Genomic DNA, 15,089 nt, shown 5'->3' on the forward strand with positions numbered 1-15,089 from the left:
GATGGGACGGTTCCGTGATGGGTGCTGACGTGATCGTCGTCGGAGCGGGTGTCGCCGGGCTGGCCTGTGCGCGGGCGTTGGTGCTGGCCGGCCACGACGTCGTCGTGCTCGAGGCACGCGACCGCATCGGCGGGCGCACCTGGACCGACTCGGCCCTGGGCGTGCCGGTCGACCTCGGGGCGTCGTGGATCCACGGCATCGACGGCAACCCCCTGTGGCAGCTGGCGTCGGCGTTCGGCATCGACACCGTCGAGTTCACGGTGGGCAGCTTCCAGTTCGACGGGCGACCGATCGCGTGGCACGACCCCTCGGGCGCTCGTGTCGCCGACCCCGCGGGCTTCGTGGCCGACCTGCACACCGTGGACGAACTGCTCGACGATGCGGTGGCTGCAGCGCCGACCGGGACCTCGTACGCTGCCGCCGTCGAAGCCGTGGTGGCGTCCCTCGGGTGGTCCGGTGACCGTGCACTGCGGGTCAAGGAGTACCTGGCGCACCGCTCCGAGGACCTGTGTGGCGCACCCGTCACCGACCTCGACGCCCACGGGCTCGAGGAAGAGCACGTGCCCGGTGACGAGGTGGTGTTCCCCGGTGGCTACGGCCAGTACGCCCGCGCGCTGGCCGACGGGCTGGACGTGCGGACCGGTGTCGTCGTGACCGAGGTGGCGCAGAACGACGAGCGCGTCCGCGTGACGACCGCCGACGGTGCGGTGTTCAGCGCAGCCTCGACCGTCATGACGGTGCCGCTTGGAGTGCTGCAGGCGGACGACATCGTCTTCGACCCGCCGCTGCCCGACCCCGTCGCCGGTGCGATGCAGCGGCTCGGGTTCGGCGTCTACGACAAGGTGTTCCTGCGCTTCCCGACGCGGTTCTGGGGCTCGGACTGGGTGATCCGGCAGCAGGGGCCCGCCGGGGTCGACTGGCACTCCTGGTACGACATGTCCCGGGTGACCGGGGAGCCCGTGCTTGCGGCGCTGGTCGGTGGTGCTGGTGCCCGCCGGCTCGAGCAGCTGACCGACGACGCGATCGTCGCGGAGGGGCTGGCCGCGCTGCGACGGATGTTCGGTGACGCGGTGCCGTCGCCCGATGCCGTGCGGATCACCCGGTGGGCGGCGGACCCGTTCGCGCGGGGGTCGTACTCGTACCTGCACGTGGGGGCATCGACCGAGGACCACGACCTGCTCGGCTCCCCCGTCGGCCGGGTGCAGCTGGCGGGCGAGGCGACCTGGGGTGCGGACCCGGCCACCGTGCACGGTGCGCTGCGGTCGGGGCTGCGGGCGGCCTCCCGGACCGTCGGTCGACCGATCACCGCGCTCGAGCTGACACGTCCACTCGTGTGACGACAGCCGACCCTGCGCTCTACGGAGTGATGAAGCGGAATTCTGCCTGCTCATGAGGGTGGGTCACTCGTCTGGTGACGAGATCTGGGTGAAGCATGCCGACCGGGCGACGATGACCGCAGAAGAGCGCCGGGATCGGTATTGAGCTGCGGGAAGCGATCAACGACCGCTCGAAGCGCCTTCTGCGTTTGACGAGAAGTCGACACGGTGCTGGGAAATTCTCGTTCCACCCCGTCCTTGATGGTGAACACGAACATTCGCAAGAACAGATGAAAAGGATCAAGGCCTCCTGCTGTGAAGCGATTCATCAGTCCTGAATAGCCACGAACATCCATTCGCTCAACCGACTCCACGGGCAACAGTACGGTCCGGAACCATCCGCGTATCTTCATCGAATGTGCCCCCACGAAGAGTCCGACTGTCGCCGCCCTGATGAGCCACGCGATCAGAATTCCAAAAATGACCACCTGTTCCCTTCTCAGGCCATCAAGTGCAACACTGATCCCTGTCGCTCCGCCGAGAAGCAGTGTGTACGCCGAAGCCACAGTGAGAGGGCCGGAACGCGTACCTGGAACCCGCTTCATGCGTTCACCTTTCGAGATCATCGGCGTGCCCGCCATCTCTTGACCCAGCGGCGGTCCCCTCCCCAAGCTGAAAATCCGTTTCCAACGGCGTTACCCGTGGCGTTCGCTCCGAAGCGAACTCTGCGATATGACCGAGACATGCAGCGTCGAGACACGGAACGCCCTGCTCGGAAACTGTACCTGACGTGTGCGCGAATGACGCCCTGGCCCAGTCGTGCCAGGCCCTTCGCCGCGTATCCACCGCCGATCGCACCGACTGCTGAGACAGCCGCCTTTCCCCACCGAGCTGATCAGGCGATGTTCAGGTAGGCGAGTACCCGCCGAAGTCGGCGGTAGTACGCCGCTTCGCAGATCTCCGTCGCCAGTTCGGATGCGTCGAGCCGCCAACGCGGCTCGATGGTCCGCACGAACTCGGGAAGCACGTTGCGGAGGTCCTCGAACGAGGTAGCGCGCTGCAACGGTTCCAGCTTCTCACGAGGGATTTCGCGCTCGAAGAAGTCGCTCTCTTTTGGATCAGGAGCGAAGTTCGGCAACTCATCGGTCACCTCCCCTTCAATCTCAGTCAGGTCGTCCATCAACGCGCCGACTGCTGATCGTCGAGCAACGAGCAAGCTTCTTCGCGCTGCTCTCGAGAGTATCGAGAGCGGAGCATCAATCGATTCGACACAGACTGTCCCATCCTGATCGATCCACATCGCCATCACCTCCGGATGTTGAACAGCGCGTCAGCGCTGCACATTATAGAGAGTTCCCAGATCCATCGACGCCACTTGATTGTGGTGCGGATCCCACATGACCGCGGCACGAACACTTGACAGGGGCATCTTGTGCTCGGCACGTTCAGCACAGCGACGGGCAAGGCAGCGAAGCCGCCACAAGAAATACTGTCGCCACAATGCCGATGAATCCGATCATCGCTGCAGCGGCCGGCACCCAGAAAGCGAGCAAATGAGATCGGAGCATCAGTGCCGCCGCAATACCCGAAGCGATCACCAGGAATATCTGCCCCGCAATCAGCCAAACGGGCACGCTCTGGTTAACCTCGCCAACCATGCCGCGCCAGTGTTCGCGCAACAGAGCTAGGGGGATCAGCATCAGGATGCCGAGGATCTCGATGACGCCACTCACGAGCAGGTCTACAGGGTGCACCGCGCGCTTCCGAGGAACAGCACCCCAAAGCGGCACCGAGGAAGGATCAACGCTCGAGTTCTCGTTCATTCGCCGTTTCCTCCTCGATCACACGAGGCCAGAACACGGAATAGGTAGCCGAGAATACTCAGATCCTGTCTTCCATGCCTGGGGACCCACGCAGTTGTTGAGATCAGTGCCGAACAGATTGCGACCTGCAATCAGAGGCGCACCCGGTTCGCGGTGACCATCCGTAAGCTGATCGTACCCCGAGTAGCGTTGCAAAATCCATCTATTCCACCTTGTACGGCTACCGCACGCCCCCAGTAGGGGATGTACCGATGCTCCGTAAGGGAGGCTATCAACGATGCTTTGCGGAATCAGATCGACTTCTTGCGGGTAATCCGGCCCACACGGCTATCTCATTGGCAATGCTTTCTGCCGTACTGCGAGAGCTGATCGTACTCGGGTACTCTTTCTTCTTCCGCGAAGCCGTTTCCACGCTGAGCATCCGACAGAACAACCAGACAGGGTCGATCCCACTCTCTGCATTACGATTCAAGAGTCCGCTGTATGGCACGAGTGAAACTGACCTCACGTTGGACTTACATATGAGGTGCTTTCGATACCAAGACACGACCTCGAAGCCGTTCTCCGCCAAGAAAACACCCATCGTCGATGCGCGAAGCAAGAGAGCAATACCCGGCAGAAAAAGTAGACCATTGTAGGTCGTGAATCCGGTTCCCAATGACGCCAGTAGCACGATGAGCGGAATCGGTATACCATCGCTGCCGCCGATACGAGTGCACCTCTTCGACTGCCCCATACACGTCTTTTCATCGCCTTCTCGCTCGCCTCAAGATCTTGGCTGCTTGTCACGACGATTTTTCGTATTCGAATTCAGAGGATTGCGACGCACTCCATCGCTCTCGGATGAAGACGCTGCTGCAATTTCTGCTCGAACCCTGAGCATGTCACGTCGAACCCCCCGAGACGGCCCCAGCGTCCAGAGCACTCCGCCATCATCTTCGTCGCCATCGGGTCCTGTCCAGATGGAGATCACGCTGAAGTAGCCCCTCGAGTACCCGTAGTTCAACGCACCTTGATATGCAACGCGATCCACTTTCAGATCAGAGCCGAGTGGGAACACGCGAGTCCAAAACCATCCCCGCACGATGAGATTTCCCGACGTGCGATCGACCCAGAACCCCAGAAATGGTATTCGGAGAAGAACGAGGACTGAAACAACAGCCGAACAGAAGAACCCGACGCGGGGTAGCGAGTCGTACGACGAGTTCCACGCAATGACGACGGAGACAACGAGAATGAAGACACCCACAGCGGCACAGACTGTGCGGTACCCGATGCTCACCGGGATACGTTCGACGCGTACGGCGGTCATGCCCATCTCCTTCGACAGCGAGTGCTGTAGCGACGGTACTGATGTCTCGCCCAACTGGGAGACACTGATCCGATCGTTGTCCCCACGGCTTGCCCCCGCCAGTACGCGCGCCGCGAGAGCCTGCGAGACGCGCTCGCTCGAACCGGGCTGGCCGTTGAACGCCGAGGTGGACGTCTCGGCTGCCGCGCTGGCCCGTCCGTTCGCCTGACCCTCGCGCTGAAGGTCCTGGTGGCAGCCACTCCACCCCCGGACTGGGCTCCACGGCGAGCCCCGCGACCTCGTACGCTGCCGTCGTGACGACTCCGCAACCCGTGCCCCGCTTCGGCTCGACCCGCGGCGAGTTCGCGATGCTGGTGGTGCTGACCGTCGTCGGGTCGTTCCTGTTGCCAGGCGGCGGGGTGCTCGTCGCGTTCCTGGCTCTGCTGACCGGCGTCCGCGAACATCCTCGGCGTCGCCGCACGCTGTTCATCGTCGCCCTCGGCATCCTCGTGCTGCAGGCAGCGTTCGTCGCCGTGGCGATCCTCGGCCCGACCGAGGCGTGCACGAGCTTCGACGGCGGCCCGACGACCTGCACGACCTGATGTCCGACGCGTTCACCGCTGCACCGCCCTTCGCCGTGTTCCTGAACGGGTCGTACGGCGTCGGCAAGACCTCGGTGCTCGACCACGTCGGCAACCTGCTGGCTGACGCCGACCGGCCGTTCAGCCTGATGGACGTGGACTGGTTCCACCGGTCGTGGCCCGTCGCCGGGCACGACCCCGACAACACGGCGATCGAGGCGCAGAACATCGCCGCCGTGTGGGCGAACTACCGCACCGCCGGACCGCGCCAGCTCGTGATGAGCGGCGTGCTCGTGGAGCCCGCCGACGTGCGCCGCTCCGCGGACGCCGTCCAGATGCCGATCCGTTCCGTCCGGCTCGTGGCAAGTCCGCAGACCCTGGAGGCCCGGCTCGGCCGCCGGTACGACGGCGCACGACAGCAGGAACTCCGGTGGCACCTGGAGCGTGCCGCCGACCTGCAGGAACGACAGGCCGTCGCGGATCTCGACGAGCTGGTCCTGCCGACCGACGAGCACTCCCCGGCCCAGGTCGCGCAGCGAGTCGTCGAACACTTCGGCCTGGTGACAGCATGATCCGATCGCGTCGGAGCCTGATCGTGCCCGTTGCGCTGCTGGTGGTCCTCGGAACCGCCTCATGCACGGCACCGCACCACGCAACGAGGGCTTCCCCGGTTCCTGCCGTGATGTCCGAGACGCGGTTCTGGAGTCTGCTCGACCAGGCTCGCGGCGGTGCCGACCCGACCGGCCGGTCCGCGTCGCCCGCGCACCTGCGGTCCGTGCTCACGCGCCTGTCGACCGAGGACGTCGAGTCGTTCGACCTGCGGTACGGGCGCGAACTGGGAGCACTGGACCGCTGGTCGATCTGGGACGCCGGCTTCGCGGTGGCCGACGGGATGTCGGACGACGGCTTCGAGTACTTCCGCTCCTGGCTGATCGGCAAGGGCGAGGTCGTCACGCGACAGGCCTCGACAGACCCGGACGGCCTGGTCCGGTACCTCGCCGCCGCCGACGCGTCGAAGGACGACTTCGACAACGAGGATCTGGAGTACGTCGCCGACGACGTCCTCGAGCATCGACTCGGCGATGACCGAGCGGACGACTTCGACGACCGCGCCATGCTCCCGGGTGAGGACGATCCGTCGGGCAGGCACCTGCCGGAGTCGGCGATCGACGCGCACTACCCGCAGCTCGCCGCATGGGCCGAGGCGCACACCGCGGCGCAGTGACGGTTCCCCGCGCCCACGGACGCGGACCTCGTAGCCTGGGGTGATGGACGCCACGGAATGGGAACGTCGGGTCGTTGACCTGTGGGCCGACGACACGGTCGACGACGAACAGCGGATCACCCGGATGCGTGACCTGGCGAGCGAGGCGCCGCATCCGGCACTCGGCGCGTTCGAGCTCGGCGGTGCCTGCGACTCCGGTGGTCACGAGGCCGAAGCAGACGTGCACTACGCCGCTGCGACCGCCCAGGGCCTGGACACCGCGGACCCCGTCCGTGCCGCACAGATGGTCGTGCAGCACGCGTCGACCCTGCGCAACCTGGGCCGGGTCGACGAGGCGATCGCCATGCTCGATGCCGCACCCGAACACCCCGCCACGGGAGCTGCGCCGCGGGTCTTCCTGGCGCTCGCCTTGCACAGCGCGGGGCGCTCGGACGAGGCCCTGCGCGTCGCGATCGAAGCGATCGAACCGACGCTCCCCCGCTACCACCGTTCGGTCCGCGCCTACGCGGCCGCACTCACGGAGCCCGCAGACCCCGGTCGATGAGGTCGACAATCCACGCGAAGCTCGCGTCGACGTCCGTGTGCATCTGGAAGCCGTTGGACGCTTCGAGCGTCGTGAAGCCGTGGAGCACGCTGCGGATCGTGCGGATCGCGTGGATCTGTTGCTCCGGATCCAGGTCGTAGCCCCGCACGACGGCCGCGAACGACTCGAGCGTCGCGTCCATCGCGACGGCGAGCGGGTCGTCACTGCCGGTCGGGGTGGCACCGATGGTCGCGGCGTAGCGGCCGGGGTGCTGGCGGACGTACTCGCGGACCGCCTGCGCCGCAGCGACCAGGGCGTCGCGTCCGGCGCGGCCCTGTGTCGCGTGGCGGATGGCGTCCCCGAGCTCTTCGGCACCCAGCACGGCGATCCGGTGTGTCAGGTCCGCAAGACCCTGCACGTGTTTGTACAGCGACGGTGGCTTGACGCCCAGGCGCTCGGCCACGGCGTTCATGCTGAGCTGCGCGAGCCCGGACTCGTCCGCGATCTCCGCTGCCGCCGTGGCGACGGTCGTGGGGACCAGCCCAGCCCTAGGCACCGGCGGCCTCGGTGTGGAAGGCGGTGCGCAGGAACGGTGTGACGTGGGCGAGCACGGCGTCCGGCGTCTCGGTGTGCGGGTAGTGCCCGGCACCGTCGATCACGACGACCTGCCCCAGGCCGTCGCGCAGGTCGGCCACGATCCGCTCGCCCTCGGCGCGGGGATCGGCCCAGTCCGGGTCGGCACTGCCCTCGATCACCAGGACCGGACACCGGACCGCGGCGAGCTGGGCACCGGCGTCCGCGGGCGTGGTCTTCGCCATCGCCCGCAGCACTGCCATCCGTTCCGGCTGCTGCAGCGATGTCTCGATGCGCGCGCCTTCGGTCGCCCAGTCCGCGGGCTTGGCCTGGACCGCGATGTCGAGGTACCGCATCCACGCGGCCAGACTGCCGCTCATGTACACCCGCATCAGCTGCATCATCCCGCGACGGACCCGCGCGTGGCGAACCAGCCCGAGCAGGTCGAGCGACTGCTTCCGGGTGAAGGGCGCGATCTCGACGACACCGACCACGACGTCCGGCGCGGTCGCTGCGGCGATGGTCGCAGCGCCACCGCTGATCGACTGCCCGACGATCACGGCCGGGCCGCCCAGGTGCCGGACCACCGCGACCAGGTCGCCGGCGATGTCCGTGCGCCCGAAGCCCGACCATCCGGTCGCGCTCGAGTCGCCGCAGCCGCGCAGGTCGACGTTGGCGACGCGGTACCCGGCGGCGACCAGCTGGGGCACGACGAACCGGTAGGAATGCCGGCTGTCGCCCATGCCGTGCGCCAGGACGACGAGCGGGCCCGATCCGGTGACCTCGACCGCGATGGTCCCCTGGCCGATGGTGAGGTGTTCGAGCATGACTGCCTCCTGGCGGTGATGACGTCGGCTAATTGCCGTAGCCAAAAGCTACTACCAATAGCCAAAGATGTCCAGGGGCGTGTCAGATCGGTAGCGTGACGGCATGCAGTGGGGCGACACGGGGCTCGACGACCGGCAGCTGGACTTCGTCCGACGCGCGGTCCCGGGCGCCAGGGTGGTGTCGAACGACTCGTGGGGACTGCTCGACACGGTCGTCCTGCACGTCGTGGGTGACCACCACGACGTCACCGTGAAGGCGTCCGGGCCGACGAACACGCACTTCCCGCGCGAGCTCCTGGCCCACCGTGCGTGGACGGCACCACTGGTCGCCTCTGGGGACACCGGCGCCCTGCTCGCCGCCGACGAGGCTGTGCGCGTGCTGGTGCTCGACCGCGTGCCCGGCCACCTGGCACTCGGTACCGCGGACGAACACGCACCGGACGTGCACCGGCAGTCGGGGGCGCTGCTCCGTCGCCTGCACGACCAGCACGCCGTTCGCGACGACGGGTACCTGCGAGCCGAGACGGCCAAGACCCTGGCCACCCTCGACACACCGCACCGGATCGAACCCCCGATCGCCGACCGTGTCCGCGGGCTGCTCGCACGGTTCGAACCCACGCCGGTCACCCTCGTCCCGACGCACGGCGACTGGCAGCCGCGCAACTGGATCGTCGACGACGGGCGACTGCGGATGATCGACTTCGGCCGGTTCTCCCTGCGCCCGCGGTCCTCGGACCTGACCCGACTGGCCGTCCTGCACTGGCAGGTCGACCCGGCGCTCGAACAGGCCTTCTTCGAGGGCTACGGCCAGGACCCGCGCGAGCCCGACGCCTGGCGGTGGCTGCAACTGCGCGAGGCCGTCGGCACGGCGGTGTGGGCGTTCGCGGTCGGCGACGAGCGGTTCGAGGCGCAGGGACACCGCATGCTGGCGGACGCCCTCGCAGCCTTCGACCGACCATCCCCTTGTGATCGTTGATCGTATGGTCAACAATGGCGGCATGGACGTCGTCATCGCTTCCCCGCTCCGGTCGCCCCTGCACCAGGACACGGAACGACCCCGCCGAACCGCGCGGGTGGCCCTCGTGCAGACGCGGTGGCACGAGGACCCTGTCGAACACCGCCGGGTGCTGGCAGACGGCATCGCCACCGCGGCGGCGAACGGCGCCAGCGCGGTGTTCCTGCCCGAGCTGACCCTGCTGCGCTACCCCGGCGACACCGCGGCGACCGGCGTCCCACGGGACCGAGCCGAGTCGCTTGACGACGGACCGACGATCACCTTCGCGCGTGAGCAGGCCGTGCACCACGGCGTCGCGGTGCACGCCTCGCTGTTCGAACGGCCCGCCGACGACGACCACCCCGAGGACCCACGCGGCTACAACACGGCCGTGCTGGTCGCGCCCGACGGCACCCTGGTGGGACGGACCCGCAAGACCCACATCCCGATCAGCGCCGGGTACCACGAGGACACCTGGTTCCGGCCGGGCTCCGACGCCGACCCCTTCCCGGTGTACGAGCTGCCGGGCACCGACGCCGTCCGCATCGGGTTGCCCACGTGCTGGGACGAGTGGTTCCCCGAGGTCGCCCGATCGTACGAGCTCGCCGGGTCCGAGGTGCTCGTCCACCCGACCGCGATCGGCTCCGAACCGAGCTTCCCCGACTTCGACACCGCCGGGATCTGGCAGCAGGTCATCGTCGCCAACGGCATCACCGCCGGGCAGTTCATGGTCGTCCCGAACCGCTGGGGTGACGAGGGTGCCATCACCTTCTACGGGTCCTCGTTCATCTCCGACCCCTTCGGCCGCGTGCTCGTCCAGGCGCCGCGCGACGCCGACGTGGTGCTGGTCGCCGACCTCGATCTGCCGGCCCGCACCGAGTGGCTCCGACTGTTCCCCTTCGCGCTGACCCGGCGACCCGACCTGTACGACGCGCTGACGGCCCCGGTCGACCACGAGCGCGACGACCACGGCGCGCTCGAGGCGATCCGGGCCTCCCTGGCGATGCCGGCCCACGCACCGGCCGGCGCCGCGGAGACCGGACCGACACCGACGGACGGCGGCCGATCATGAGCTGGCGGATGCCGGCCGAGACGGCGCCGCAGGAACGCACCTGGATGGCGTTCCCCCGACCGGGCGTGACGCTCGGCGACGACGCGGCGAGCGCCGAGGCCGCACAGGTGGCGTGGGCGACGACGGCGAACACCATCAGCGAGCACCAGCCCGTCACGGTCGTGGTGGACCCGGTCGCACGGGCCGACGCCGACCGGCTGTTGTCCAGCGGGGTGACCGTGCTCGAAGCCCCCCTCGACGACGCCTGGATGCGGGACATCGGACCGACGTTCGTCGTGGACGACGCGACCGGCCGACACGGTGCCGTCGACTGGGTGTTCAACGGCTGGGGCGCGAACGCCTGGGCGACGTGGACCCGCGACGCCGAGGTCGCGCGCTTCGTCGCCGACGCAGCGGGCGTGGAGCGGATCCCGTCGCTGCTGGTCAACGAGGGCGGCGCGGTGCACACCGACGGCTCCGGCACCGTGCTGGTGACCGAGACGGTGCAGCTCGACCCACGACGGAACCCGCACGCTGACCGGACACGGGTCGAGGACGAGCTCGGACGGACCATCGGTGCCACGGACGTCGTCTGGCTGCCGCGCGGACTGACGCGGGACGACGGCGCGCTCGGCACCCGCGGTCACGTCGACATGGTGGCGACCTTCGCGTCGCCCGACGTGGTCCTGCTGCACGCGCAACCGGATCCGGGCCACCCGGACCACCTGGTGATGCCGCAGGTCCGACGGGCGTTGGAACAGCAGACGGGCGCCACGATCGTCGAGCTGCCCGCACCCGCGACCCTGGCGGACGACGGCGGCCCCGTCGACTGGAACTACGTCAACCACGTCGTGGTGAACGGCGCCGTCATCGCCTGCGGGTTCGGCGAGCCGCGGGCGGACGACCGCGCGCGGGGCATCCTGGCCGACGTCTACCCGGGGCGGCAGGTGCACACGGTCGATGCACGCGAGGTCTTCGCGCGCGGCGGCGGGCTGCACTGCATCACGCAGCAGCAACCCGTCCGCTGATCAGGCCCGGGCGCCAGACCGGTCGCGGCCTGCGCGCTGATCAGGCCCGGGGCGCCAGGCCGATCAGCGGCTGCAACCACGACAGTCCGGCGGCGAGCGCCGGTCTGGCCATGGACCAGCTGTGCGATGCCTTCGGCAGGATCCACGTGGTGACGTGCATCCCCGCCACCCGCGCACGCTGCGACTGCACCGGGGTCACCTGGCCGTAGGCGTGGTCGTCACGACCCGCGGCGAAGAACGCGTTCGTCGACCGGTACGGCGCATGCGCGGCGAGCAGCGCCGCCGGCTGTGCTCGTCGGTACGCGGCGGCGTTGCCGGAGAACCCCTCGGCGATCGTCTTCGCCACGGGTCCGATGGACGGGCCGTCCTCGCCGGCGACGTCGATCAGGTTCCCGAAGCGCCCCGGGTCCCCGGCACCGAGCTGGATCGCGCACGTGCCACCCTGCGAGAACCCGCCGATCGTCCACGCCGCGGCACCGGTCTGCACGCGCAGGTGCGTGGTGATCCACGCGGGGACGTCGTCCTCCAGGTACGTCGCGCTGTTGCCGAGCGGTCCGTCCACGCACATCGGGTTGGCCGACTGCGGGCCGAGCTGATCGGGCACGACGACGATGGGGGTCAGCCCACGGTTGAGCGTCGCGAGCGCGTCCATCGTCTCCTCGATGTGACCGCCGGTCTGCAGGTCCTCGGGGCCGGCACCCCGGGACTGCCCGGACAGCAGCACGGCGACGGGCAGGGGCGGCGGGTCCGCGGTGAGCGCCGCCGGCGGCAGGTACACCAGCGCGTCGCGAGCGGTGAAGTGCGACCGGGTCGCCGGGATCGCGATGCGCAGCAGGCGACCCGCCGTCGGCATGTCGGCGGGCGGCCCCCAGGTGGTCGCCAGGTCGACGGTCGCCGGGGCGGTCGTCGACCCCGGTGCCTCGGCCGCGGGGATGCCGGCACTGGCCGACGGCGTCGGGGCGGTGGTCGACGGACGCGCGGAAGCGGTGCGCGTGGCGGTCGACGACGGGGACCCCGTCCCGAGTGCGCTGCTGCCGGGCGTTGCGGCGGCGGATCGGCCCCACCAGGTCGCCGCGACGCCGATGTTGACCGCGGTCAGGGCCGTCAGGACGACGACGGCGACAACGACCGCCTTGGAGCGAGATGTGTGCTGCATGGGAAGGCCGAGCGTAGGGAGCGGCGCCGGGAACACCCCCTCTGGCAAGCACCTCCGGCTGAGGGTCCGTCATGCCCGGTCCCAGCGCGCATCGGGCCAGTTGACAGCAAGCACCGCGACCGCGCCGGCGATCGCCACCGCGTCCATGTCCACGTTCGTCGCTGTACTCGGCGGCGAGGCCACGCCGAACGCGCCCGTCGGTAGGGTTCGGGCACGACCGTCGACCACTGAGCAGACGAGGCACCATGAGCGACACCATCTACGCCGTCACCGACCCGACCAGCGGCGAGGTGCTGCGCACCTTCCCCACGATCACCGACGAGGCCCTGCGCGACGCGATCACCGTCGCAGACCGTGCGCACGCCGCGGACACCAGCACCGTCGCCGACCGCGCTGCGCTGCTGCACCGCGTCGCCGAGCTGTACCGCGAACGGCGCGAGGACCTCGCCGCGACGATCGTGCGCGAGATGGCGAAGCCGATCGACCAGGCCCTGGGCGAGGTCGACTTCTGCGCCGACATCTACGACTACTACGCCGACCACGCCGAGGAGTTCCTCGCCGACCAGCCCATCACCCTGGCGGCCGGGGCCGAGGGCAGCGCCTTCATCCGGAAGTCCTCGGTCGGCGTGCTGCTCGGGATCATGCCGTGGAACTTCCCGGCGTACCAGATCGCCCGGTTCGCCGGCCCCAACCTGCTCATCGGCAACACGGTCCTGCTGAAGCACGCCCCGCAGTGCCCCGAGTCGGCCCTGGCCGTCGAGCAGGTCTTCACCGACGCCGGCTTCCCGACCGGCGCCTACACGAACGTCTTCGCGTCGAACGACCAGGTCGCCGACGTCATCGCCGACCGCCGCGTGCACGGCGTCTCCCTCACTGGTTCCGCCCGCGCGGGTGCCGCCGTCGCCGAGATCGCCGGCCGGAACCTGACCAAGGTGGTGCTGGAACTCGGCGGCTCGGACCCGTTCATCCTGCTGTCGACGGACGACCTCGACGCCGTCGTCGAGTCCGCGGTCATGACCCGGCTCGAGGGCAACGGTCAGGTCTGCAACGCCGCCAAGCGCTTCCTGGTGGCCGACCACCTGTACGACGACTTCCTGGCGAAGTTCACCACCGCCATGGCCGCGGTCGCCCCGACCGACCCCACCACCCCGGGGGCGGAACTCGGCCCGCTGTCGTCGCCCGCCGCCGCCGACCGGCTGCAGCAGCAGCTCGACGCCGCGACCGCCCAGGGCGCCACGGTCGTGACCGGCGGCGAGCGCACCGGCAACGCCTTCACCCCGACCGTCCTGACGGGCGTCACCCCCGACAACGACGCGTACCGCGAGGAGTTCTTCGGCCCCGTCGCCGCCGTGTACCGCGTCACGGACGAGGACGACGCGGTGCGACTGGCCAACGACACGCCCTACGGCCTCGGTTCGTACCTGTTCACGACCGACGCCGACCAAGCACTCCGCGTCGCCGACCGCATCGAGGCGGGCATGGTCTACGTCAACATCGTCGGCGCGGACAGCCCGGAACTGCCGTTCGGCGGTGTCAAGGCGAGCGGTTTCGGTCGCGAGCTCGGCCCCCTGGGGGCCGACGAGTTCGTCAACAAGAAGCTCGTCCGCATCGGCTGACGGACCGCAACCCACGACGGACGGGAGGCCCGGTGCCAGCTGGCACCGGGCCTCCTGTCCGTCTCGTGGAGCCGTCAGGTCACCTGGATACGCGAGTCTCCGGTCACGTACTCGAGGACCAGGGCGCCTCCGACCGCCTCGAGGTAACTGCGGAGCGTTCCGACCTTGGCGTTGTCCAGATCACCGTGTTCGATCTTCGAGACCTGTCGCTGGCCGACGCCGATCCGGTCTGCGAGTTGCGCCTGCGTGAGTCCCGCGAGTTCTCGGAGTTCACGGAGGTGATGTGCGCGCACCTCGGCGAGCATCTGGTCCTTGTGTGCCTCGACGCGTGCACGATCGACCGGGTGCTCGGCGAGGAAGTCCTTGAGTGACTTGGCCATCGTGATCGACTTCCCTTCGGGTTCTTGTTCTTCTTGCCCTTCGACGGAGCGACCGACCGGCGCCGTGCCAGCGCTTCGAGGTGTCCGTCGAAGAGGTCGTCGGCACGGGGGATGTTCCTGTCGTACCACCCGTCCAGTCGCCGGTCTTGTCGTCAGCGACCAACAGGATCGCCCGCCGTTCCGTGTCGAAGGCGAGACCCTGTGGGGTCTGAGCTGCAATCACCGCTGCCAGGACGATCCACACGCCGCGCGACCGGGCGACACTGCTGCCAGACTGGCCCGGTGTCCGGGTTCCATCACGTCGAAGTCTGGGTCGCGGACCTTCCGATCGCGCTGACCGAGTGGGGCTGGCTGCTGGAGCACGTCGGCTTCGACCAGAGCGCGTCCTGGCCCGAGGGCGCGAGCTGGACTGCCGGTGGGTCGTACCTGACGGTGACCACCTCGCCGAACCTCACCGGCAGCACGCACGATCGGCGAGCACCCGGTGTGAACCACATCGCCTTCGCTGTTGGCTCGCCGACGGCCGTCAACGACGTCATGGCCGCGGCGCCAGCACACGGATGGCAACCGCTCTACCAGGACCGATACCCGCGAGCCGGCGGCCCGGACCACTACGCCGGGTGGCTGGAGAACTCCGCCGGTTTCAAGGCGGAGATCGTCGCCGGTTGACGGACACCAGGCCCGGTGCCAGCTGGCATCGGGCCT

At 68.8% G+C, this 15,089-nt stretch carries 17 protein-coding genes; 10 read left to right on the plus strand and 7 right to left on the minus strand.

The window, feature by feature from the left end; genetic code table 11:
• Positions 1-17: 17 nt before the first annotated feature.
• Positions 18-1,337, plus strand: coding sequence for an NAD(P)/FAD-dependent oxidoreductase (locus MT346_RS13340; RefSeq protein ID WP_243563566.1), 1,320 nt, complete (start codon positions 18-20; stop codon positions 1,335-1,337).
• A gap of 50 nt (positions 1,338-1,387) precedes the next feature.
• Here the strand turns inward: MT346_RS13340 and MT346_RS13345 are convergent, their stop codons facing one another.
• The 3 genes from MT346_RS13345 to MT346_RS13355 all read right to left on the minus strand — a co-directional run bounded on the left by MT346_RS13345 (position 1,388) and on the right by MT346_RS13355 (position 3,139).
• The gene (locus MT346_RS13345) at positions 1,388-1,957 is read right to left on the minus strand and encodes a hypothetical protein (RefSeq protein ID WP_243563567.1); all 570 of its coding nucleotides are present in this window, start codon (positions 1,955-1,957) and stop codon (positions 1,388-1,390) included.
• 254 nt (positions 1,958-2,211) lie between these two features.
• The gene (locus MT346_RS13350) at positions 2,212-2,496 is read right to left on the minus strand and encodes a hypothetical protein (protein WP_243563568.1); all 285 of its coding nucleotides are present in this window, start codon (positions 2,494-2,496) and stop codon (positions 2,212-2,214) included.
• 265 nt (positions 2,497-2,761) lie between these two features.
• Positions 2,762-3,139 carry a hypothetical protein gene (locus MT346_RS13355; RefSeq protein ID WP_243563569.1) on the minus strand — a complete coding sequence of 126 codons (378 nt, stop codon included), beginning with the start codon at positions 3,137-3,139 and terminating at the stop codon, positions 2,762-2,764.
• Positions 3,140-4,744: 1,605 nt separating this feature from the next.
• Here MT346_RS13355 and MT346_RS13360 point away from each other — a divergent pair.
• The 4 genes from MT346_RS13360 (at position 4,745) to MT346_RS13375 (ending at position 6,780) form a co-directional block, all read left to right on the plus strand.
• Complete coding sequence (locus tag MT346_RS13360) at positions 4,745-5,032, plus strand: hypothetical protein (protein WP_243563570.1); 288 nt, start codon at positions 4,745-4,747, stop codon at positions 5,030-5,032.
• Positions 4,990-5,583 carry a hypothetical protein gene (locus MT346_RS13365; protein WP_243563571.1) on the plus strand — a complete coding sequence of 198 codons (594 nt, stop codon included), beginning with the start codon at positions 4,990-4,992 and terminating at the stop codon, positions 5,581-5,583. Before MT346_RS13360 ends, MT346_RS13365 begins: the two co-directional genes overlap by 43 nt.
• A gap of 110 nt (positions 5,584-5,693) precedes the next feature.
• Complete coding sequence (locus tag MT346_RS13370; protein WP_243563572.1) at positions 5,694-6,236, plus strand: DUF4240 domain-containing protein; 543 nt, start codon at positions 5,694-5,696, stop codon at positions 6,234-6,236.
• 43 nt (positions 6,237-6,279) lie between these two features.
• A complete protein-coding gene (locus MT346_RS13375) occupies positions 6,280-6,780 on the plus strand; it encodes a tetratricopeptide repeat protein (RefSeq protein ID WP_243563573.1) in 501 nt (166 codons plus the stop codon).
• On the opposite strand, the gene MT346_RS13380 is transcribed toward MT346_RS13375, so the two are convergent.
• On the minus strand, positions 6,752-7,315 hold the full coding sequence (locus MT346_RS13380; protein WP_243563574.1) for a TetR/AcrR family transcriptional regulator: 564 nt from the start codon (positions 7,313-7,315) through the stop codon (positions 6,752-6,754). The genes MT346_RS13375 and MT346_RS13380 overlap by 29 nt on opposite strands.
• Positions 7,308-8,159, minus strand: a complete 852-nt coding sequence (locus tag MT346_RS13385; protein WP_243563575.1) for an alpha/beta fold hydrolase — start codon at positions 8,157-8,159, stop codon at positions 7,308-7,310. Before MT346_RS13385 ends, MT346_RS13380 begins: the two co-directional genes overlap by 8 nt.
• 103 nt (positions 8,160-8,262) lie before the next feature.
• Between MT346_RS13385 and MT346_RS13390 the strand changes: the two genes are divergently transcribed.
• The 3 genes from MT346_RS13390 to MT346_RS13400 are packed head-to-tail and all read left to right on the plus strand — an operon-like array spanning position 8,263 to position 11,232.
• Complete coding sequence (locus MT346_RS13390; protein ID WP_243563576.1) at positions 8,263-9,135, plus strand: phosphotransferase family protein; 873 nt, start codon at positions 8,263-8,265, stop codon at positions 9,133-9,135.
• Between the two features lie 22 nt (positions 9,136-9,157).
• Positions 9,158-10,225, plus strand: coding sequence for a nitrilase-related carbon-nitrogen hydrolase (locus tag MT346_RS13395; RefSeq protein WP_243563577.1), 1,068 nt, complete (start codon positions 9,158-9,160; stop codon positions 10,223-10,225).
• Positions 10,222-11,232, plus strand: coding sequence for an agmatine/peptidylarginine deiminase (locus MT346_RS13400; protein WP_243563578.1), 1,011 nt, complete (start codon positions 10,222-10,224; stop codon positions 11,230-11,232). The genes MT346_RS13395 and MT346_RS13400 overlap by 4 nt, the downstream gene beginning before the upstream one ends.
• Before the next feature lie 40 nt (positions 11,233-11,272).
• Here the strand turns inward: MT346_RS13400 and MT346_RS13405 are convergent, their stop codons facing one another.
• Complete coding sequence (locus MT346_RS13405) at positions 11,273-12,388, minus strand: esterase family protein (protein WP_243563579.1); 1,116 nt, start codon at positions 12,386-12,388, stop codon at positions 11,273-11,275.
• Between the two features lie 245 nt (positions 12,389-12,633).
• Here MT346_RS13405 and MT346_RS13410 point away from each other — a divergent pair, with 245 nt between their 5' ends.
• Positions 12,634-14,004: an NAD-dependent succinate-semialdehyde dehydrogenase gene (locus MT346_RS13410; RefSeq protein ID WP_243563580.1), complete on the plus strand. Its 1,371-nt coding sequence runs from the start codon at positions 12,634-12,636 to the stop codon at positions 14,002-14,004.
• Between the two features lie 74 nt (positions 14,005-14,078).
• Here the strand turns inward: MT346_RS13410 and MT346_RS13415 are convergent, their stop codons facing one another.
• Complete coding sequence (locus MT346_RS13415) at positions 14,079-14,384, minus strand: helix-turn-helix domain-containing protein (RefSeq protein ID WP_243563581.1); 306 nt, start codon at positions 14,382-14,384, stop codon at positions 14,079-14,081.
• Positions 14,385-14,666: 282 nt separating this feature from the next.
• Here MT346_RS13415 and MT346_RS13420 point away from each other — a divergent pair, with 282 nt between their 5' ends.
• Positions 14,667-15,053, plus strand: coding sequence for a VOC family protein (locus MT346_RS13420; protein ID WP_243563582.1), 387 nt, complete (start codon positions 14,667-14,669; stop codon positions 15,051-15,053).
• Positions 15,054-15,089 lie beyond the last annotated feature (36 nt).

The organism is Curtobacterium sp. VKM Ac-2922, assembly GCF_022815645.1.
GTDB lineage: Bacteria > Actinomycetota > Actinomycetes > Actinomycetales > Microbacteriaceae > Curtobacterium.